The following is a 20170-nucleotide window of genomic DNA, read 5'->3' as shown; positions in this document are numbered from 1 at the left end:
TCATTCTTCATTATCCATTAATGAAGAACATGAGCAGCACTTGGGCTATAATTACCCGTAGAAACATGCACAGCGGATAAACCGTAGCATAAGCTACAGACGGATTGTCTCCCGGAATGGTGTCGTTGGCGTAGTTCAGCGCCATGGGGTTTGCCATGCTTCCGCACAGCATACCCGCCATTGTTCCGAAATCTATCTTCAGCCACTTGAAGGTAACGATACCCATAATCAATACCGGAACCACAGTCAACGCAAAACCCGTAGCAATCCATAACAGCCCTTCCGGCCGGAATACCGTATCGAAGAAATGGGCACCTGCATCCAGTCCCAGGCAAGCCAGGTAAAGAGACAATCCCAATGCACGGAGCATCAGGTTCGCACTGCGCGTAGTATAAGTCACCATGTGCATCCTCGGACCGAATGTCCCGATAAGAATACCTACGATGATAGGGCCTCCTGCCAATCCGAGCCGCACGGGAGCGCTGATGCCGGGAATGGAAATAGGAATTGCTCCCAAAGCCAGACCGATGACAATGCCGATAAATACCGCCACCAAGTTCGGTTCCTTCAGGCTTTTCACAGCATTGCCCAGCACCTTCTCCACATTTTGTATGGCAGCGGCTTCGCCCACTACGGTCAGGCGGTCACCCAATTGCAAGGTCAGTTCCGCTGTGGCCAGCAGCTGCACGCCGCTACGATAAACCCGGCTGATATTGATACCGTAATGATTACGCAGATGGAGAGAACCCAGCTTCTTGCCGTTCAACTCCGGGCGCGTCACCACGATACGTTGCGAAATCAGCTGGCTGTCTATGGCATTCCAGTCTATATCTTCCTTGTTCCAGTCAGTATGCTCCTGCTCGCCGAAAAGCACAGTCAGAGCCGGCGTATTTTTCTCCGAGGTAATCACCAGCAGGCGGTCACCTTCCTTTATAATCTTTTCCGAGGTAGGAATACTCACATTCCCATCCCGCCACAAGCGGGAAATCACGAACTTCGGATAGCTGTTCAGCCCGCCTATTTCCTTGATACTCTTGTTGAAGATGGCAGGATTGTGCACCTGGAACGCAACAATGTAAGGCTTGTTCACGTCATCCTTCTCTTTCAATTCCAGGTCTTCCTTATGCGCCAGCGTCTTACGGATGAACAGTACGGCCAGAATGACCCCTACCACCCCCAGCGGATATGCCACCGCACACCCCAAAGCAGGGGTACTGGACTCCAATCCCATCTGTTTCAATGTCTGCTGTGCCGCACCGAGTGCCGGTGTGTTTGTCGTGGCACCGCAAAGTATGCCCACCATATCCGGCAGGGATACTCCCAACCCATAGCTGCCCAGTACAGTCAGCAGGGTGCCGATAAGCACTACACCCGTGGCGAGCATATTCAGTTGTACCCCTCCTTTACGGAAAGAGCTGAAAAAGCCCGGTCCCACCTGCAAACCCAAAGCATACACAAATATCACCAGCCCGAAGCTTTCCGCATAATTCAGCATCTGCGGGTCTATGGACAACCCGAAATGCCCGGCAATGATGCCGGCAAAGAATACAAACGTCACTCCCAATGAAATGCCGCAAACATGTATCTTCCCCAATCCCAATCCGATAGCGGAAATCAGTGAGAGTACCACAACCGCCTGCAAGGCGGAGTGCTCGACGAATAAACTATATAGCCAGTCCAATGTGCATTCTATTTTACAGTTTCAGGCTGCAAAGATAGTGCAAACCTCATGCAAAATAAAACGAACCCGTCTATTTTTTATGCGGCAGCACTTCTAAAAAAGGGATACGATACAATAAATCCCTGCTGCCAGCAAAGCACTGACGGGGATAGTCAGCACCCAAGCGGTCATCAGACTCTTCGTAACTCCCCAACGCACAGCCGAAAGCCGCTTCGTGGCCCCTACTCCGATAATAGCTCCCGTAATGGTGTGTGTCGTACTTACCGGAATCTTCAGATACTCCGTCAGATAAAGCGTAAACGCACCGGCAGTTTCCGCAATCACCCCTTCCAGTGGCGTCACCTTCGTAATCTTAGTCCCCATGGTCTTCACAATCTTCCACCCGCCGGACATGGTACCGAGTGAAATGGCCGTAAAACAAGAGAATGCCACCCAGTCCGGCAGGTCATCAATACTGTTTATCCCCATTCCCAGTCCTTCCGAATGTCCGGCTATCATAGCCGCAGCAATGATACCCATTACCTTCTGTGAATCATTCAGACCGTGCCCGATGCTGAACAAAGCCGAAGACACCAGCTGCAGTTTCTTGAACCACACCTCGGCCGTATGGGGATGCGCCCTGCGACAAATGTACAAGACCAACAACGTAAAACCGAATGCCACCACCATACCAATCAAGGGAGCCAGAAAAATGAATGCCGCAATCTTCAGAATGATACTCAACTGGATGGCCTCAAAACCGTGTGCCATGATGGCAGCTCCGGCAAAACCTCCGATAAGCGTGTGCGAAGAAGAGGAAGGGATTCCCTTCCACCAAGTGAACAGATTCCAGGCAATAGCCGCAATCACGCCGGCCAGAATGATAGGCAAAGTAATGTAAGGCTCCATCACCGTTTTCGATACGGTGTTGGCAATGCCGAAACCGCCGATGACACACTTGGCGATGAAAAAGGCCACAAAATTGAAGAAAGCCGCCCATATCACCGCCTGAAACGGTGTAAGCACTTTGGTAGACACAATGGTGGCAATAGAATTGGCCGCATCATGAAAACCGTTGATATAATCGAATATCAGAGCCAGTACAATGATAATCACTAATAGTTCCATGCGTCCGTTCGTTTATGCGTATTTCACAATCAGGCTCCTCAAAATCTTGCCCACGTGTTCGGCTGCGTCCGTCGTTTTTTCCAACTCATACATAATCTCCTTGATTTTGATGAGTTCAATGCAGTCCTTCTCTTCTTCAAAAAGCCTGGTGATGAAAAATTCATAAATATCATCTGCCCGGTTTTCTATGTCATGCAGCTGGTTGCAATATGCGCGCAGCTTATCCGGACTCTTGCGGAATGCCTCCAGTTCATCCATGGCCTGGCCGATGAGGGCCGCTTCTTGTTGAACCATATGTCCCAGCTCTTTCCCCTTGTCCGAAATAGGATGCGGATTATAGATAGTGATACGCTTGGCACAGCTGTTTATTCCATCAATCACATCATCCATGCCCGAAGCCAGGTCATGGATATCCTCCCGGTCAAAAGGAGTAATGAAAGTAGTGCCCAGTTCATCCAGAATCAGATTGGTCAGCTTATCGCCCTCGCGCTCCAAATCTTTGATTCGTTTATAATCTTCCGCCCTCTTCTCAGGCGAGTCATGGCCCAATATTTCTATCAACAGAGCCGACGAGGACAATAAAATCTCAGACAATTGCTTCAGCAAAGGAAAGAATTTCGGTTCTTTCGGTGTGAACCGGCTAAAAAAAGAATTCTTCATAATGGATAAATGTACTAAGTATATTAATTTATTTTTGTTTTCGTTGTTTCAGTCTTGCACGCAGCACTTCTACCACGGCCGGCAGTATGGAAACCACAATAATGGCCACAATCAGCAGTTTGAGGTTCTCTTGTACAAACGGAAGGTCACCGAAGAAATAACCCGCATAACAGAAGATGGCAATCCAGCAGGTGCCCCCAATCAGGTTGTACAGCATGAAGTAATAGTAATACATCTTACCCATCCCCGCCACGAATGGCGCAAACGTACGGACGATAGGCACAAAACGGGCTATGATAATTGTCTTGCCTCCATACTTCTTATAGAACTCATGGGTCTTGTCGAGATGGCTTTGCTTGAATATTCTGGAATCGGGATTATTGAAGAGCCTTTGCCCGAAGAAATGCCCTATCATGTAGTTGCAAGAGTCGCCCAATACCGCGGCAACAAACAATATCAAAGCCAGCACATTGACCTCGAGAGGCATGTCGGGCAGTGCGGCAATAGCTCCCGCCACAAAAAGCAGGGAATCGCCCGGCAGGAAAGGTGTGACCACCAGCCCCGTTTCGCAGAAAATAATCAGAAACAATATGGCATACGCCCACATATGATATTCCTGCACTATATCAATCATATACTGATCGATATGGAGAATAAAATCTAATAGAAAATCCATTATATATTGATTATCAGTACTTAAAAAATAGAGAAAAACTCGGCATGGGGAGACGGGCAATCTCTCTGGCTCCCGAAAGAGAGGAAGGGAAAGTACTAAATAAGAATACGCCTCAGCGTATATACATAATATCTATATGAAATCTTATGGGGATGGAAAGTAAAGGGGAAAGAAGTTGTCTTTTCTTCCGGGAGCAGAGTTTTCAGGGTTCTCGCAACCTTGGCGGCAATGAAGTCCGGATTAAGCCTCAACAATTTCGAGCAAGAGGCATGCCGTAATGAGAAGGTATTTCCTATGCAACCGGCATCTGCCAGGCAATTATAATTCGCGTCCTCCCCTTTTTCCTGGCATTGTCTGCCATCTGCCCCCGACAAGCTGTGCTGGGCTCCGGAGAAATAATGCACATCCGCAGTAGGAAGTGTCTTACATCCCTCCATATCATCAGAAACGGAAGTGAACTTCGATATGAGGAACAACCCTAACAAGATATAGAATATACATTTCGCCATAGCGGGTGCAAATATAGAAACTATTTTCGGATTACAACAGAAAAATAAAAAACAAAAAGCGGTCAACCGTTTCATCAGTCAACCGCTTTCTTGTTTTTGTAGTGGGTACGAGAATCGAACTCGTATACCATGCGTGAGAGGCATGTATCCTAACCGTTAGATGAACCCACCCTCGCATTTGTCTTGTACACCCTCAGGGATTCGAACCCTGGACCCACTGATTAAGAGTCAGTTGCTCTACCAACTGAGCTAAGAGTGCATCTGGCGGAAGCTGGGGGATTCGAACCCCCGGTACGGTTACCCGTACGTCAGTTTAGCAAACTGGTGGTTTCAGCCACTCACCCAAACTTCCTTTTTATAACCAGCATTCTTTTCAAATGCGGTGCAAATGTAGGGCAAACTTTTGGACTGTGCAAATCTTTCCTACATATTTTTTTCACAGTTTTCATGCAATTTGAGATAACACGTTAACACTCAAACCCTAAAACAAGAAAAAAAATTTGATACATATCAAACCGTCCTTTTCAACCTTTCCTTATCTTTGCGCGATTTTTAAAGTATAGTGCACATACACGGACAATGATACAACAAGAAAGCCTAAAAAAGCGGCTTGCCAAGCTGGCCGCCCCCATTTTTATAGAGACACTTCTCATCATGATGCTCGGTGCGGTGGACACCATCATGCTGAGCCGCCACTCGGACAACAGTGTTGCCGCCGTAGGGGTAGTCAACCAAATTATCATGCTCACTTTCCTCGTTTTCGAAGTCATCAACCTCGGAACGTCCGTTCTGTGTTCCCAGTATCTCGGTGCGAAACTACACAAGAAAGTAGTGCAAGTAGTCGGCGTATCCATCCTCGTCAACCTGGCGGTAGGTATCACGGTCAGCCTGGTACTGTTCTCCTGCGCCCATCCCATCCTCCGGCTGATGGGGCTCACCGCTGAACTGATGCAGGACGGCATGGACTATATGCGTATCGTAGGCGCTTTCGCCTTCTTCCAGGCACTATCCCTCACCCTCTCCGCCTCCCTGCGCAGTGCCAACAAGGCCATCTACCCGATGATGGTCACCGTCGTAGTCAATATCCTCAATATCATCGGCAACTACTCCCTCATCTTCGGCCGCTTCGGCTTTCCGGAACTGGGCGTGGAAGGCGCCGCCATCTCCACAGCCTTCAGCCGGGGTGTCTCCATGATTATACTGTTCGTCATACTGTTCCGCAAGCACATCCACCGTTTCCCGCCGGCATACTTCCGCCCTTTTCCGTGGATAGAACTAAAGAACCTGATGAAGGTAGGCCTGCCCTCTGCCGGCGAACAATTGTCGTACAGCTCGTCGCAAGTCGTCATCACCTACTTCATCAACATGCTGGGAGTGGAAGCGCTCGCCACCCGTACCTATTGTGTCAACATCATCATGTTCGCTTATCTGTTCAGCATCTCCATGGCACAAGGCGGCGCCATCTGTATCGGGCATCTGATAGGCGAGAAGAAACCTCACGCAGCCTTCCTTATGGGAAAATACGTCATGAAGAAATCCGTCATGATTACCGTCATGCTGTCCTGCATCCTCGCCCTTTCGGGGCATGCCATCTTTGGCTGGCTCACGTCCAACCCCGACATCATACGTATGGGTGCCACCATCCTTATCATAGATGTACTCCTCGAAATAGGCCGCCCCATCAACATCTTCGCCACCAACGCCCTTCGTGCGGCAGGAGATGTCAACTACCCCTTCTACGTAGGGTTGGTGGTGCAGTGGAGTGTAGCTGTAGGTGTGGGATACCTTTTCGGCTTCCCCTTCGGCTGGGGTATCTGCGGCATGTGGGTAGCCTTCCTGTTGGACGAGAATATCCGCGGCTTCATTTTCGTCCGCCGCTGGTATGGCATGAAATGGGTAAACAAAAGTTTCATACGGAGCTGATTTTTTCTCGTAAAAACCTTATCTTTGCCCCTCGAACAAACAAATTATGGCTTTATGGATGCACTATTGAAAGAAACCGTAGATGCCGCTATCAACTCCCGCTATCCAGGCATGGCTCCCGAGGGAAGAAGGTTGATAGAGGAAATCCTCATTCGCAAGGAAGTAGAAAAGGGCGCATTATTACTCAATGAAGGGCAGATAAGCCATAATATCGTATTTGTAGGAAAAGGCATGTTGCGCCAATTCTATTATAAAAACGGTAAAGACGTCACCGAACACTTTTCCTATGAAGGCTGCATCATCATCTGCATAGAAAGTACCTTGAAGCAGGAACCCACCCACCTCATGATTGAGGCACTCGAACCGAGTGTCGTATACCTGCTGCCATACAACAAGCTGCTGACACTTACCGAAATCTCATGGGAAATAAACATGTTCTATCGGAAGATTCTGGAATATTCCCTGATTGTTTCACAGATAAAGGCTGACTCCTGGCGGTTTGAGACTGCACGCGAGCGCTATAACCAGCTCATGGAACATCAGCCCGAAGTCATCAAGCGGGCTCCCTTGTCGCACATTGCGTCCTATCTGCTGATGACCCCCGAAACACTGAGTCGGGTACGTTCGGGCATACTGTAACCCTCCTCCTGTCTGCCCGGAGAATACATATCTGAATTTATATAGAAATTTTACCATTTCTCCCCTAAGCGTGCATTGATTGCCATACAATCATTTCATGCTCAAGGTTGTTTTATATGTATTTAAAATATTAAAATTCAGATTATGAATACTATACATAATTTTTCCGCTTCCCTGATACAGCGGACAAAACAAGCCGGACGATACAGTACATCCGGTATATATACCAGTACAGTGAACAGCTTTTTCCGCTTCATCGGCCACCGTTCCATCACTTTTGCAGATCTCACCCCCAGCCTCATCAAGCAATACGAAGACCGGCTGCTCGGTGAAGGGCGGCGCCATAATACCATATCCACCTATATGCGTATGCTCCGTTCCATCTCTCACCAGGCTGCCGAACAAGGCATTCCATTCACACACAGTATAGACGATTTGTTCGCCTATGTATTCACCGGCTATGAGCCTACCGCCAAACGGGCCATCTCCCCTTTACTAATCCGGCGCTTGGTAAATCTCGATTTGGAGAAGAAGCCTGCCTTGCGTTTCAGCCGCGACATGTTTCTGTTAAGTTTTTACTTACGAGGCATTCCGTTCGTAGACCTTGTACATCTCCGCAAAACGGATGTCAAGCACAATACCATTTATTATTACCGCCATAAGACCCGTCAGCAATTGTCCGTACATATAGAGTCGTATGCCGCACAGATTATAAATAGGTATAAAAACGAAGCCGCCTCTTCCCCCTATTTGCTACCGATATTATCACTAACCGGGGAAGATGGTTACAGACAATACAAAAGTGCTTTACGGCTCTACAACCAACATTTACACACACTTTCGAAGATGTTACGGTTAAGCATTCCATTAACATCTTATGTAGCCCGCCATAGCTGGGCCACCACTGCCAAAGACGAAGGAGTGGCCATTTCTGTGATTAGTGAAAGCTTAGGACATACTTCTGAAAAGGTAACTCACGTTTACCTTGCTTCTTTTGACAACAATGCGATGAGTAAAGCAAATAAAAAAGTGATTGCAACAATCCATCCAAACAAAAAGAAAAAACCCTAAAAACTAGAATTTGTAAAAGTATTCCTATTTGTATAGGAGTACTTTTATTATCCAATTTTATTCTCTTACTTACAAGGTAATGGATACCAATACTCTCTTACTTACAAGGTAAGAGAATATGTTTTGTGGCTGCAAAGATATGAAAAAGATTACTACAATCGCAAAAAAATAGATTTATTTTTTAATTCATATTTATCTCATATATAGATATAAGACACATTGCAGCCACTTGTATTTCAGTCTTATATATTTACATAAAAGTCCCCATTTTGAATTCAAAAATTAAATTTAATTATGAGATAAAATATCGTTTTACATTTTAATTACATATATAGTCTTTTAATGTAAAATACCTTTTAATGGCTGGTTTATAAGATTATTCTCCAAATAAAATACCACCTCTTACCTTGTAAGTAAGAGAATTATTAAACAAACAAGAATGAACAGTTTTTTCTCTTTCAATACCATTGAGAAAGAAAAAAGCTATTGAATTAGTGTGAATTATGAAACAAGTTCTCCATTTCAATAAAGTGATTAAGTTCGTCATTATCTTTGGTGACTTATGCTTACTGAACATCATTTTCATCTCGCTATATCACATTTTTGACTACCAAACACTGGGCAATGAATTTACACATTCATTGTCCCAGCTATTGGTATTATTGAATCTAGTCTATCTACTTTGCAATTACTCCAATGGCGTCGTACTGCATGAACGTATTGTACGTCCGGAACGCATTGTACGTCGGGCTCTCCGTAATACAACTTTTCACGCCACGCTGTTCATCAGCTTGGCTACTTTAGCAGATATAGGTACCAGTTCACTCCGTTTTTTTACATGCTTTTATAGTATTTTCTTTATCTGCCTCGCTATATATCGCCTTCTTTTCCGGTATTTACTGAAAAAATATCGAGAACATGGAGGTAACTCACGTACCGTCATTTTAATCGGCAGTAACAAAAACATGACAGAACTCTATCAAGAAATGACCGGAGATCCCACCACGGGCTTCCGCATTACCGGCTATTTCTGTGATGTACCTTCTGATGATTTTCCCGAAGATGTCCCCTATTTAGGGCAGCCTAAAGAAGTTGTCACTTATTTACAGCAACACCATATAGAACAAGTCTATTGCTGCTTGCCTTCTGCACGTAGCCATGAAATACTTCCAATCATCAATTATTGCGAAAATCACTTGATTCGTTTCTATAGTGTACCTAATATTCGCAATTACCTGCATCGTCGCATGCACTTCGAGATGTTTGGCAATATCCCCGTACTCACTATCCGCGAGGAACCTTTGGCACAAATGGAAAATCGCCTACTGAAAAGAGCCTTCGACCTCTTTTTCTCCCTCGTTTTTCTGTGTACAGTATTCCCCTTCGTCTACATCATCATAGGTACCGCTATCAAGCTATCCTCCCCCGGTCCTATCTTCTTCAAACAAAAACGAAGCGGAGAGAATGGAAATGAATTCTGGTGTTACAAATTCCGTTCGATGCGTGTCAACATAGACAGTGACGAACTACAAGCCACCGCCAATGACCCGCGCAAAACAAAAATCGGAGATTTCATCCGTAAAGCCAGCATTGACGAACTTCCCCAATTTTTCAATGTGTTACTGGGGCAAATGTCCGTTGTAGGGCCACGCCCCCATATGCTGAAACACACTGAAGAATATTCACGCCTTATCGACAAATATATGGTCAGACATCTGGTAAAGCCCGGCATCACCGGTTGGGCCCAAGTCACCGGCTACCGTGGTGAGACCAAAGAACTCTGGCAAATGGAAGGACGTGTACAGCGCGATGTATGGTATCTGGAACACTGGACTTTTCTATTGGATTTATACATTATATACAAGACAATCAGAAACGCCATTCAAGGCGAGAAAGAAGCGTATTGAGAATTAAAATTGAAAATCAAAAATTAAAAGGAGCAGTAATGAAAAACAAGAAAAGTATAGCCATCTTGATGGCGGCAATTACATTGGCAAGCTGCCAATCTTACAAAAAAGTACCTTATCTACAAAGTTACAAATCACTTACAGATAAGAGTTATAAGGAAATCGTCATCAATGAAGTCAACCAGCAGGATACCCTCTACGATGCGCATATCCAACCTAAAGACTTGCTGAATATCACCATAAACACCACTGATCCGCAAGCTGCCGCACCGTTCAACCTGACCATGCAGACCTATAATAATATAGCACAATCCAATGCCAGCACTACATCGCAACCAGCTCTGCAACAATATCTCGTAGACAATGCAGGTGAGATAGACTTCCCCGTGATAGGCAGACTGAAAGTAGGGGGCTTAACTAAAAATGCAGCCGAGAACCTTATCCGTGAACAGCTTCGTCCTTATCTCAAAGAAATACCTATTGTCACTGTACGTATGTCCAACTACAAAATTTCTGTCCTCGGTGAAGTGAACAGTCCCGGAACTTTCACTATCAATAATGAGAAAGTGAATATTTTCGAGGCGCTTGCCATGGCAGGCGACATGACCATTTACGGTATACGAAACAACGTCAAGCTCATCCGCGAAGACTGTAACGGCCAGCGAAATGTCATCAGCCTAAACTTGAACGAGCAGAATATTCTTCATTCTCCCTACTACTACATGCAGCAGAATGATATCCTTTATATAGCTCCAAATAAAACCAAGGCAAAGAGTGCAAGCGTCAGCAACAGTACCACTATCTGGGTTTCTGTGATTACTTCCCTTGTTTCACTCGCAAGTCTGATTGTCAACATTGTAAGATAATTTTAATCCTCAAAAAATGAAAGAAGATTTATACGATGACCTTTTAAACGAAAAAGAGGAAAAAACAGATTTCCAAGCCCTCTTTTTCAAATACATCATTCATTGGCCCTGGTTTGTGGCAAGCGTATTGATATGCACTGGCTTGGCCTTTGCTTATCTCCGTTACCAAATACCCGTCTACGAAGTGTCATCTTCTATCCTAATTAAAGAAGACGACAAGAAAAGTACCAACAATGCACTGTCTGCCATGCAGGATTTTGGTATGCTTTCCATGACCAGCAACTTTGACAATGAGCTGGAAATTCTGAAATCAAGGACACTCATCAAGAAAGTCGTGTCACGTCTGAACCTTTATACCAACATCGCCATCGAACAATCTTTCGGCTACGATGTTCCACTTTACAAAAACTCCCCTCTTGATGTGTTCATGACCGCCGAGGAAGCTGACAAACTGGAAGGGAACATTCGGCTGGAACTGATATACTCCCCTACCGGCCAACTGACTGTCACAGCCTTTTATATACAAAACGGAGACAAGCAAGAAACGACCAAATCTTTCGACGAACTACCTGCCATTCTACCACTCCCGGTAGGTGTCATCACCATTTCGCACAATGATTCATTGCCTGCTCCGCAAGAGCCCGTCAATCTGAAGGCTATCATCAGTACCCCCACTGCCGCAGCAGCAGGCTATAGGGCAGGTCTGACCGTAGCCCCCATATCCAATACCAGTACCATTGCCACCATCAGTGTACAAAACACCCATATACAACGAGCCTCCGATTTCACCCAAGAACTGATAATACTCTATAATCAGGACACCAACACCGAAAAGAATGAAGTGGCCCAGAAAAGCGCCGACTTCATCGAGGAACGTATCAGCATCATCAACCACGAACTGGGCACCACAGAAACCGAACTGGCGGAATTCAAGCAACGCGCCGGACTGACCGACATCAGCAGCGACGCGCAGCTTGCCCTTCAGGAAAGTTCCAAGTACGAACAGCAATATGCAGAGAACGCCACCCAAATCAACCTCGTGAACTATCTGCGCGACTACATCAACAATCCTGCAAACAACGACGAGATCATCCCTGCCAACGTAGGACTGAGCGACATGAACCTGACCTCCGCCATAGACAAGTACAACAATCTCATCGTGGAGCGTAAGCGCCTGCTACGTACCTCCTCCGAAAGCAATCCCGCCATCATCAATCTGAACACGGGGATCGAGGCCATGCGCCACAATGTGAAAACCACCGTAAACAGTGTTTTGAAAGGCCTGCAAATCACCCGGAGCAACATCGACCGACAGTCGCGCAAGTACGAAAGCCGCATCAGCAACGCCCCCAAGCAGGAGCAGGAGTTCATGAGTATCGCACGCCAGCAGGAAATCAAGGCCACCCTCTACATCATGCTGCTGCAGAAACGCGAGGAAAACGCCATCACACTGGCTGCAACCGCCAACAATGGACGCATTATCGAAGAGCCCATGCCTGCCGGCATCGTTTCTCCCCAAGGCAAAAAAATCTATATGATTGCCTTTGTCATCGGCATCGGCATTCCCTTGGGCATCATTTTCCTATTGAACCTGCTCCGTTTCCGCATTGAAGGGCATACCGATGTGGAAAAGCTCACAAAGGTTCCCATTATCGGTGACATCCCCCTTACCGGTTCAAACAAGCATGAAGAGTCTGCCATTGCCGTACGCGAAAACGACAACGACATCATGACGGAAACCTTCCGCAGCCTGCGCACCAACCTGCTCTTCATGATGGGCGATCCGGATAAGAAAGTCGTCCTGGTTACCTCCACCATAAGCGGTGAAGGCAAGACTTTCATAGCTTCCAACCTCGCCCTCAGTCTGGCGCTGCTCGGCAAAAAGGTCATTCTGGTAGGATTGGATATACGCAAACCGGGATTGAACAAGTTGTTCCATCTTTCACACAAAGAAAAAGGAATCACCCAATACCTTGCCGCCCCCAAATCCACAGACCTTCATGCGCTGATACAGCCTTCCGGCATAACTTCCAACCTCGACCTGCTATTGGGCGGTCCCATCCCACCCAATCCTACGGAACTACTGGCACGCCAGTCACTGGAAGACACCATCAGTACATTACGCAAAGAATATGACTATATCGTACTGGATACAGCCCCTATCGGCATGGTGACCGACACGCTCATCCTTTCGCGCGTAGCGGACGCCAGCATCTACGTCTGTCGTGCAGATTATACGCATAAGACCGATTACCAGCTCATCAACGAGCTTCAGGAGCATCATCGTCTCCCCAACTTATGCACAGTAGTCAACGGAATCGATATGAAGAAGAAAAAATACGGTTATTACTACGGCTATGGTAAATACGGAAAGTATTACGGCTACGGTAAGAAATACGGATACAGTTGAGTTAGCGACTAGCTATTAAGAGTTGAGAGTAAATAATCGAGTGTCTAATTTTTAATTTCTAATTTCTAATTTTTAATTAACCCCGCCCCTCCAATGTGACAGGCGACCGCGTAGCGCGCCCGAACCTCAACTATTTATGAACCATAGAAATACACCTTTAAAGGATTTTACATGAACCATACTGATATCACCCCTCATATTATTCCTCGTCGCCAATGGCTGGTGGCATACGTGCAGTCTTGTCTGGAAAAGAAGACTGCCGAACGGCTGAAAGCTATGGGAGTGGAATATTACTTACCCATACAAAGCGAAATACGCCAATGGAGCGACCGGCGCAAGAAAGTGGACCGCCTGGTCATCCCGATGATGATTTTCGTGCATGTCACTCCGCAGGAACGCCCCCTGCCGCTTACCTTACAAGCTATCAGTCGGTACATGGTATTGCGCGGTGAAAGCCGTCCCGCCGTCATTCCCGAGGAACAGATGGAACGTTTCCGCTTTATGCTGGATTATAGCCCGGAGGCTGTAGAGATTTGCAGTACACCTCTGGCAGCAGGTGATGCCGTGAAAGTAATAAAAGGCCCCCTTGCCGGATTGGAGGGAGAACTGGTCATGATAGGAGGAAAAAGCAAAGTGGCAGTCCGGCTGGATATGCTGGGCTGCGCACATGTGGACATGCCGATAGGATACGTGGAGAGAATTAATTTTTAATTGTCTCGTATTCGCTTTTGGCGTCAAAACAAGGACAAGCCTTATGGATAGAGGAACTGAGTTGCCGATGCCCTGAAATACGGGCATTGGGATAGTCGGTCTTCAGCTGCCGAAGCAAGTCAAGCAAAGAGCATTTCTGCGCATAGGTACGTGTATCGGCAGGGACACCATTCTCGTCGAGCCCACCCTCATAGCAGATGCCGATACTCTTGTCGTTCCAGCCGGTGGCATGGGCTCCAATCTGATGAACCGGGCGACAAATATGCACCTCGCCGTCACGGGTGATGTAGAAATGATAACCGATATCGGCAAAGCCCCGTGCCAGATGACTGCGGCGAAGCGCCTCCACCGAGAAGTGACGGTCACAGCGCGTAGCGCTGCAATGAACTACCAGGAGGGTTACCTCCCGATAGTTCTGATAGAAACTGCCTGCTTTCATCCGGCTAACGGTTGATGCAGGAAGTCAAGCCAAACACTCCGGCCAATGTAGTGGCCACGGTAATAATCACTTTAAGGACAATGCCCCATACAGATTTTGATTTTGTTTTCTCACTCATAACAATTTGCAATTAAGGAATTAAACACTATGGTTAGCTGCATTTTTTAGACAGAAGAACATATTTATTTTCTCTCTTTTGTCTTTTCGTTTCATCCTAACGGATTTTCCCCCTGGTCTCCGTCCGAACCGCCTCCCGGGTTGCTGCCTCCACCGGCATCTTCACCCCCGCCAGTGGCTCCGGTCAGGTCCACGGTAGTCTTTCCGGCCTTCAGGGCTTTCACCACGGCACGGGCTGCACTTCGGGTTGCCACCAGATTGAATTCCGCCTCCTCCAGCAGCTCTCCAAAACGCTGGCCACAGGTCCAGTTCACATTCAGCCTACGGATATGGATGGCAGGATTGAACTCCTTGGCAGAAGCCGCGCCGATACTGTTGATGCTGATGTAGAAACTCCCCAGGTCGCCCAACTGGATTTTTTGTCCGGCCAGCAACTGCTCCCGCATGCAATCCACGGACATGGTGAGGATGGCAACGATATCCGAACGCTTGTACACGCAGCCATGACTGGCTATATGCTCGGCAAAGCGGTTGATGTCCATCACTTCCGAATACTGCGCACTTGCGTACGCTTTTTTGGCAACCGTCTTATCGGTAGGATTGCCACGCATCACGATACTGTAGTTAATCATAAATTAAAAATTATAAGTTAAAAATTAAAAGATAGGGAGACGATACTAATCCCAGGGGCTTACGATTACTAATCTTCGCGCGTCACGATTACTAATCTTCACCCTTCATCGTCTGACAGAACAAAGATACGACGTACCTCCGGGCAGAATAAGAGATGCGGTGAAGTGATATGAAGGGATGTGGGAAAATGTGAGATTAGGTAAGATTATACCGGGTTCCGGCAATGGGTATACAGAAAAAATTCCGTACATTTACAGTGTAATAACCAGTTAAAGCATTGTTTATGAAGTACGTTGAAGACTACGAAAATATCCCCGGCAAAGAGTGGCCCGTCCGCCCCTATTACAAACGTGAACTGGCAGAGGCATACGCCCCCACCATTTCACCGGCATCCGCACTCAACCGCTTGTCCAAATGGATGAAGCTGAATTTGGAACTGGACGAAGCCCTGCGGCATACCGGCTACAAAGGCTCCCAGAAAATATTCACCTCCCTGCAGGTGGAACTTATATTCAGGTATTTAGGAAAACCGTGAAAGAATCAATCCCCCACATAGCGCGCCATGGCGCATTGGTTGCGGTAGATTTCATCCCCTTTCAGCTCGACCACCCGATAACCACGACGGCCACCGGAACGGACAGCCTCATAGCCCTCCTGCTTCATCACCAGACCGAGGCGCGTGGGACTCAAGGGTTGCCGGATACCTATGTTGATATGTCCCAGTATCTGGGCATTGGTCAAGAACATACACTCCTCGCCCGGCATGGGGCGGCGATAGTACACCTGAACGAGCTCACGCTCCAGGCAGGGCACCTCAAAATAACGGTTATGAAGATTCACGGCATCAATCTCCTCCTGCTCAAACCAGTAGTGAAAGCCGCTCTTCCAGAGGGCATAGCCTTGCGCATACACTCCGGCATAGTCTATGGGATAATCGAAAGGACTGTCTATGGAATCCACCTCGAAGGGAAGCCAACGGCGGTTGCCACTGAGGTCGTTGAGGAAGGTGACGTTGTTGCTCGTGCCACAGAAGCTGGCAATATGCGGACGGCTCTCCTTGAAGTGTCCGTAGGCGGCACGCTCGTTCACGTCTGTCATGCCGGTGATGGCCTTCAACTGGCTGACCTGGGCAGAGGTCATCTCCTCCAGCTCTTCAAGGCATACCAGTGCAAACTCGGTCAGCGTAAAAAGGTCGTCCTTGCTGACGCGCCGGCTGTTGCTTTTCACATAAAAATAACGCTGAAGTTCGACAGGAAGCAGACGCTGCATCCAGGTAGTCTTGTAGATGCCCTGCTTACCGATGAAGACCAGAATCTCATGATTCACCACCTTAGTATCGAGCAGCGAAGCAATGGTGGCCACCAGCCACTTCTTGAAGTAGATGCCGAAAAGCTTCTGGTCGTCCTTCACATGTACGCCGGCAGCCAGACGAGCAATAGGGTCAGTAGTACCGTCCCAAGCAGGCAGCCCCTCCAGATAGGCTACAAAGGGATTGAAAAGCGGTGTGTACTCCGAATCGAGCACGGAACGTATGTCCGCAATGCGGGCAAGCATCCCTGCCTTGTTCATGCGGCTCCACAACGTGTTGACGTAGCGGTCGGTCAGCTCCGCATACTCCTCTCCGCAGTCGGTCATCAGGACTTCGAACTTGCCACTCACCGTATTTTTGCGGAACTTCGCCTGTTCGGAAAGGAACTGCTCGATATCTGCCACCGTGGCAAACTTTTCATCGCCCTCTCCCCTGCGGACAAGGGAGCGGGTGCCATGCTCCCCGGTATTCGCGTAGCAGGAGCCGATGACAGTTGCCACATCCCCGTCATAGTCAGGAAAGTGCTCCGCTGCCCAAGCGGCGGCTGTCTTCCGGGCCACTCCGTACTGGTTGAGCAGATACCCCATGCGCATCACATATTCGTTATGATGATGTTCACAATAACTCACTCCCTCCTCTTCCAGCAGGCGTTCGGCAGCTTTCACCACCTTCTCCAAACGTTTGTTGCGCTTTGTCGGCACAGCTTCGGAAGCGCTATCCTGCGGTTGGGGAGCAATCGGACTATCTTGCAAAACAAAAGAAGCGGCACTGGGATTGTAATATACATGAGGGTCGGAAGCCAGTCCACTGATACGGGTAGCATTCTTGCACTGCCCGTCGCTTTCGAAGCCCACCAGGCAGGAATAGTAGTCGTTGACTTGATTGAAATACTTGGCGTATTGCCGGAAAGCTTTTCCCTTTTCCGCTCCGTTCAGGTCATCGATGCGGCAGATGATACGGATGCCATGACCGCTGATAGTGGTGTAGGCCATCAATGTATACTTGTCGGCACAAATCAATGTCAGTGTGGCAGCCATCCGCTCGGGAGCGATATGGTCCAGGTCGACCAAGGTATAGCCGGTCCAGGCACAGATATGTTCGCGGGTCTTCCCACCTTCAAAGCAGACGGCAACAGCGAAGCAGGGACAGCCGGACTTCTCGCGGTCGGCATCCCTACGCAGGTCTTGCTGCAAATAGTAGCGATGTTTCTCGGTGCGGTCTCGCAGGGCAGCGTCGCATTTAATGATGTTGACTATTTCTTCAAGAGAAGTTTCTACTGATTCTGTGTCCGAATAGCCTCTGAAAAGGCTGATATTGCGGTGTTCCATAATTTACTGATTTTTGTTTATGTTTAAAATTACGACGCGAAGGAACGCATAAGTGCCCAGATACACAAGTCCGGTCGTTTCCACTACATGGAAATGATTTCGCTTGTTTTTATTATTGTTTAACAATTAAAAGAGTCAACATGACAAAGAAAGAGCCGGTGACACCGGCATTCGGAGCCTTTCTGAGCAAATGCCAGAAAGAACAGCTCGTTAACGGCAGACATCTGACCAACGAGACCATCGCCCAAGCAACGATGATGAGTACCAGAACCTACAACCTTTTAAAAAAGGGCTGAGCAACAACATCAACCAGATACATGCCATAACGCATTTCTGGAGGTCGTTCCCGAAAACAGACCAAGAAAGGGAGAGTTTTGAGAAAGAGGTGGCAGATTGCCTGGAGAGGGATTTGAGGAATTATAGAATCCACACGGGAGTCTTGAAACCTTAACTTCACTTGCAACCTTGACACTTGTGGCACCCTTTTTCCAATACTCCCTATTAGGCTAATATTTATCACACACAAACGATACAGGTCTGTGCATATTGATAATTTGTCTCGCGCGCGTAACGGGTATTTATGTTTAAGGGGTGACACAGGTGTCATTTCGGCTTACCACTGATTACATAAATTGACAGAAATTGAAAAGAAAAATTACCTACAAGAATCTGTGAATTTTATGGTATAGATATTAGAGAAAGTAAGCAGCTATTCCATATAAAATATAATCATGATTATGAAACAATATAATATTGCCGTTGCAGGTACCGGCTATGTAGGTCTGAGTATTGCAACTTTGCTTGCACAGCACAACCATGTCACTGCTGTCGATATAATCCCTAATAAAGTAGAACTTATCAACAACAAGAAATCACCCATTCAGGATGAATATATAGAGAAGTATTTGGCAGAAAAGGAGCTTGACCTAACTGCTACTCTGGACGGCAAGGCAGCCTACAAAGATGCGGACTACGTCGTTATTGCCGCTCCTACCAACTACGACCCGGTGAAGAACTTCTTCGACACCCATCATATCGAAGATGTGATAGACCTCGTCATCAGCGTAAATCCGGATGCGGTAATGATCATCAAATCAACCATCCCCGTGGGGTATACCCGTTCACTCTATATAAAATATGCACAACAATTCCTTCACAATCCGGAACTGGAAGGCAAGAAATTCAACCTGCTCTTTTCTCCGGAATTTTTGCGTGAGAGTAAAGCACTTTACGATAACCTTTATCCTTCTCGCATCATAGTAGGTTATCCTAAAATTATTGAAGGAACAGAATTTACAGAAGAAAATACAGCTATAAATGCCATCAGCAATCCCAATGCGGAAGAATATGCCAAAATTTTCGCAGCATTGCTCCAACAAGGTGCTGTTAAAGAGAACATAGATACCCTATTTATGGGTATGAAAGAAGCCGAAGCCGTAAAACTTTTCGCCAATACCTACCTTGCCCTGCGTGTCAGCTATTTCAACGAACTCGACACGTATGCCGAAATGAAAGGGCTTGATACCGCAGCCATCATCAACGGAGTATGTCTCGACCCACGTATCGGCACACACTACAACAACCCCTCTTTCGGTTACGGCGGCTATTGTTTACCTAAAGATACAAAGCAACTCCTTGCCAATTACGACCGCGTCCCCCAAAACATGATGACCGCCATTGTGGAAAGCAATCGCACACGCAAGGATTTCATTGCTGACCGTGTATTGCAGAAAGCCGGTTACTATAGTTATGCAGAAGGTAATTATGATGTTGCAAAAGAAAAGCAAGTTGTAATTGGCGTATATCGCTTGACGATGAAGTCCAATTCGGATAATTTCCGACAATCATCCATTCAAGGTGTAATGAAACGGATAAAGGCAAAAGGGGCAGAGATTATCATCTACGAACCGACACTGGAAGATGGAAGCACGTTCTTCGGCAGCAGAGTAATGAATAATCTGGATGAATTCAAACTACAGAGTGATGCGATTATTGCCAATAGGTATGACGTCTGCCTGGAAGAGGTGAAAGAGAAAGTTTATACGAGGGATATTTTTAGAAGAGATTAAGAAACTATTTTTTGAAAAAGTGATAAACACTCCTTATAAAATCCGATGAATTATATTCATAAATATACAACCTGTATCATTCAATACCTCTATATATACATAATGATATCCTCCG

At 46.9% G+C, this 20170-nt stretch carries 19 protein-coding genes and 3 tRNA genes; 10 read left to right on the top strand and 12 right to left on the bottom strand.

Translation table 11 applies throughout. The annotated features are described in order from the left end of the window. Nucleotides 1-10: 10 nt before the first annotated feature. The 8 genes from DWZ03_RS12935 to DWZ03_RS12900 all read right to left on the bottom strand — a co-directional run bounded on the left by DWZ03_RS12935 (nucleotide 11) and on the right by DWZ03_RS12900 (nucleotide 4985). Nucleotides 11-1681, bottom strand: coding sequence for a putative transporter (locus DWZ03_RS12935; RefSeq protein ID WP_005828042.1), 1671 nt, complete (start codon nucleotides 1679-1681; stop codon nucleotides 11-13). A 93-nt stretch (nucleotides 1682-1774) separates the two neighbouring features. Further along, on the bottom strand, nucleotides 1775-2788 hold the full coding sequence (locus tag DWZ03_RS12930; RefSeq protein WP_005828041.1) for an inorganic phosphate transporter: 1014 nt from the start codon (nucleotides 2786-2788) through the stop codon (nucleotides 1775-1777). A gap of 12 nt (nucleotides 2789-2800) precedes the next feature. Further along, nucleotides 2801-3448, bottom strand: a complete 648-nt coding sequence (locus tag DWZ03_RS12925; RefSeq protein ID WP_005828040.1) for a DUF47 domain-containing protein — start codon at nucleotides 3446-3448, stop codon at nucleotides 2801-2803. A 28-nt stretch (nucleotides 3449-3476) separates the two neighbouring features. Beyond that, nucleotides 3477-4124: a DedA family protein gene (locus DWZ03_RS12920; RefSeq protein ID WP_120130242.1), complete on the bottom strand. Its 648-nt coding sequence runs from the start codon at nucleotides 4122-4124 to the stop codon at nucleotides 3477-3479. A gap of 95 nt (nucleotides 4125-4219) precedes the next feature. Continuing rightward, entirely contained in the window at nucleotides 4220-4633 is a 414-nt protein-coding gene (locus DWZ03_RS12915; protein ID WP_005828038.1) for a hypothetical protein, read from the bottom strand. A 99-nt stretch (nucleotides 4634-4732) separates the two neighbouring features. Then, nucleotides 4733-4804, bottom strand: a tRNA-Glu gene (locus DWZ03_RS12910). A 15-nt stretch (nucleotides 4805-4819) separates the two neighbouring features. Continuing rightward, nucleotides 4820-4892 (bottom strand) — tRNA-Lys (locus DWZ03_RS12905). Nucleotides 4893-4895: 3 nt separating this feature from the next. Continuing rightward, a tRNA-Ser gene (locus tag DWZ03_RS12900) sits at nucleotides 4896-4985 on the bottom strand. A gap of 227 nt (nucleotides 4986-5212) precedes the next feature. On the opposite strand from DWZ03_RS12900, the gene DWZ03_RS12895 reads away from it, so the two are divergent. The 7 genes from DWZ03_RS12895 to DWZ03_RS12865 all read left to right on the top strand — a co-directional run bounded on the left by DWZ03_RS12895 (nucleotide 5213) and on the right by DWZ03_RS12865 (nucleotide 14160). Beyond that, entirely contained in the window at nucleotides 5213-6556 is a 1344-nt protein-coding gene (locus tag DWZ03_RS12895; protein ID WP_005836251.1) for an MATE family efflux transporter, read from the top strand. 54 nt (nucleotides 6557-6610) lie between these two features. Next, nucleotides 6611-7195, top strand: a complete 585-nt coding sequence (locus DWZ03_RS12890) for a Crp/Fnr family transcriptional regulator (RefSeq protein ID WP_005828036.1) — start codon at nucleotides 6611-6613, stop codon at nucleotides 7193-7195. Nucleotides 7196-7339: 144 nt separating this feature from the next. Then, nucleotides 7340-8266, top strand: coding sequence for a tyrosine-type recombinase/integrase (locus DWZ03_RS12885; protein WP_008663082.1), 927 nt, complete (start codon nucleotides 7340-7342; stop codon nucleotides 8264-8266). Nucleotides 8267-8769: 503 nt separating this feature from the next. After that, nucleotides 8770-10173, top strand: a complete 1404-nt coding sequence (locus tag DWZ03_RS12880; RefSeq protein ID WP_057253254.1) for an undecaprenyl-phosphate glucose phosphotransferase — start codon at nucleotides 8770-8772, stop codon at nucleotides 10171-10173. A 38-nt stretch (nucleotides 10174-10211) separates the two neighbouring features. Then, nucleotides 10212-11039 carry a polysaccharide biosynthesis/export family protein gene (locus tag DWZ03_RS12875; RefSeq protein ID WP_044468649.1) on the top strand — a complete coding sequence of 276 codons (828 nt, stop codon included), beginning with the start codon at nucleotides 10212-10214 and terminating at the stop codon, nucleotides 11037-11039. Nucleotides 11040-11055: 16 nt separating this feature from the next. Next, entirely contained in the window at nucleotides 11056-13449 is a 2394-nt protein-coding gene (locus tag DWZ03_RS12870) for a GumC family protein (protein WP_008663076.1), read from the top strand. A gap of 171 nt (nucleotides 13450-13620) precedes the next feature. Beyond that, nucleotides 13621-14160, top strand: coding sequence for a UpxY family transcription antiterminator (locus DWZ03_RS12865; protein WP_005828025.1), 540 nt, complete (start codon nucleotides 13621-13623; stop codon nucleotides 14158-14160). Here DWZ03_RS12865 and DWZ03_RS12860 read toward each other — a convergent pair. The 3 genes from DWZ03_RS12860 to DWZ03_RS12855 form a co-directional block, all read right to left on the bottom strand. After that, nucleotides 14150-14599 (bottom strand): N-acetylmuramoyl-L-alanine amidase, encoded by a 450-nt coding sequence (locus DWZ03_RS12860; protein WP_005828023.1) that lies wholly within the window; start codon nucleotides 14597-14599, stop codon nucleotides 14150-14152. The two genes, DWZ03_RS12865 and DWZ03_RS12860, sit on opposite strands and share 11 nt — an antisense overlap. Nucleotides 14600-14603: 4 nt before the next feature. Beyond that, nucleotides 14604-14717 carry a smalltalk protein gene (locus DWZ03_RS20020; protein WP_005828021.1) on the bottom strand — a complete coding sequence of 38 codons (114 nt, stop codon included), beginning with the start codon at nucleotides 14715-14717 and terminating at the stop codon, nucleotides 14604-14606. Between the two features lie 91 nt (nucleotides 14718-14808). Next, nucleotides 14809-15348 carry a hypothetical protein gene (locus DWZ03_RS12855; protein WP_005828019.1) on the bottom strand — a complete coding sequence of 180 codons (540 nt, stop codon included), beginning with the start codon at nucleotides 15346-15348 and terminating at the stop codon, nucleotides 14809-14811. 284 nt (nucleotides 15349-15632) lie between these two features. Here DWZ03_RS12855 and DWZ03_RS12850 point away from each other — a divergent pair, with 284 nt between their 5' ends. After that, nucleotides 15633-15884: a DUF4248 domain-containing protein gene (locus tag DWZ03_RS12850; RefSeq protein WP_005828017.1), complete on the top strand. Its 252-nt coding sequence runs from the start codon at nucleotides 15633-15635 to the stop codon at nucleotides 15882-15884. 5 nt (nucleotides 15885-15889) lie between these two features. On the opposite strand, the gene DWZ03_RS12845 is transcribed toward DWZ03_RS12850, so the two are convergent. Next, entirely contained in the window at nucleotides 15890-17986 is a 2097-nt protein-coding gene (locus DWZ03_RS12845; protein ID WP_117962782.1) for a BT4734/BF3469 family protein, read from the bottom strand. A 140-nt stretch (nucleotides 17987-18126) separates the two neighbouring features. Here DWZ03_RS12845 and DWZ03_RS20015 point away from each other — a divergent pair, with 140 nt between their 5' ends. Together DWZ03_RS20015 and DWZ03_RS12840 are read left to right on the top strand one after the other, a co-directional pair. Beyond that, nucleotides 18127-18282, top strand: coding sequence for a hypothetical protein (locus DWZ03_RS20015; protein WP_005828011.1), 156 nt, complete (start codon nucleotides 18127-18129; stop codon nucleotides 18280-18282). A gap of 435 nt (nucleotides 18283-18717) precedes the next feature. After that, complete coding sequence (locus DWZ03_RS12840; RefSeq protein ID WP_120130241.1) at nucleotides 18718-20055, top strand: nucleotide sugar dehydrogenase; 1338 nt, start codon at nucleotides 18718-18720, stop codon at nucleotides 20053-20055. Nucleotides 20056-20170 lie beyond the last annotated feature (115 nt).

This window comes from Bacteroides sp. AF29-11, assembly GCF_003602895.1.
Taxonomy (GTDB): domain Bacteria; phylum Bacteroidota; class Bacteroidia; order Bacteroidales; family Bacteroidaceae; genus Bacteroides; species Bacteroides uniformis.
This window is presented reverse-complemented; position numbering and strand designations above follow the sequence as displayed.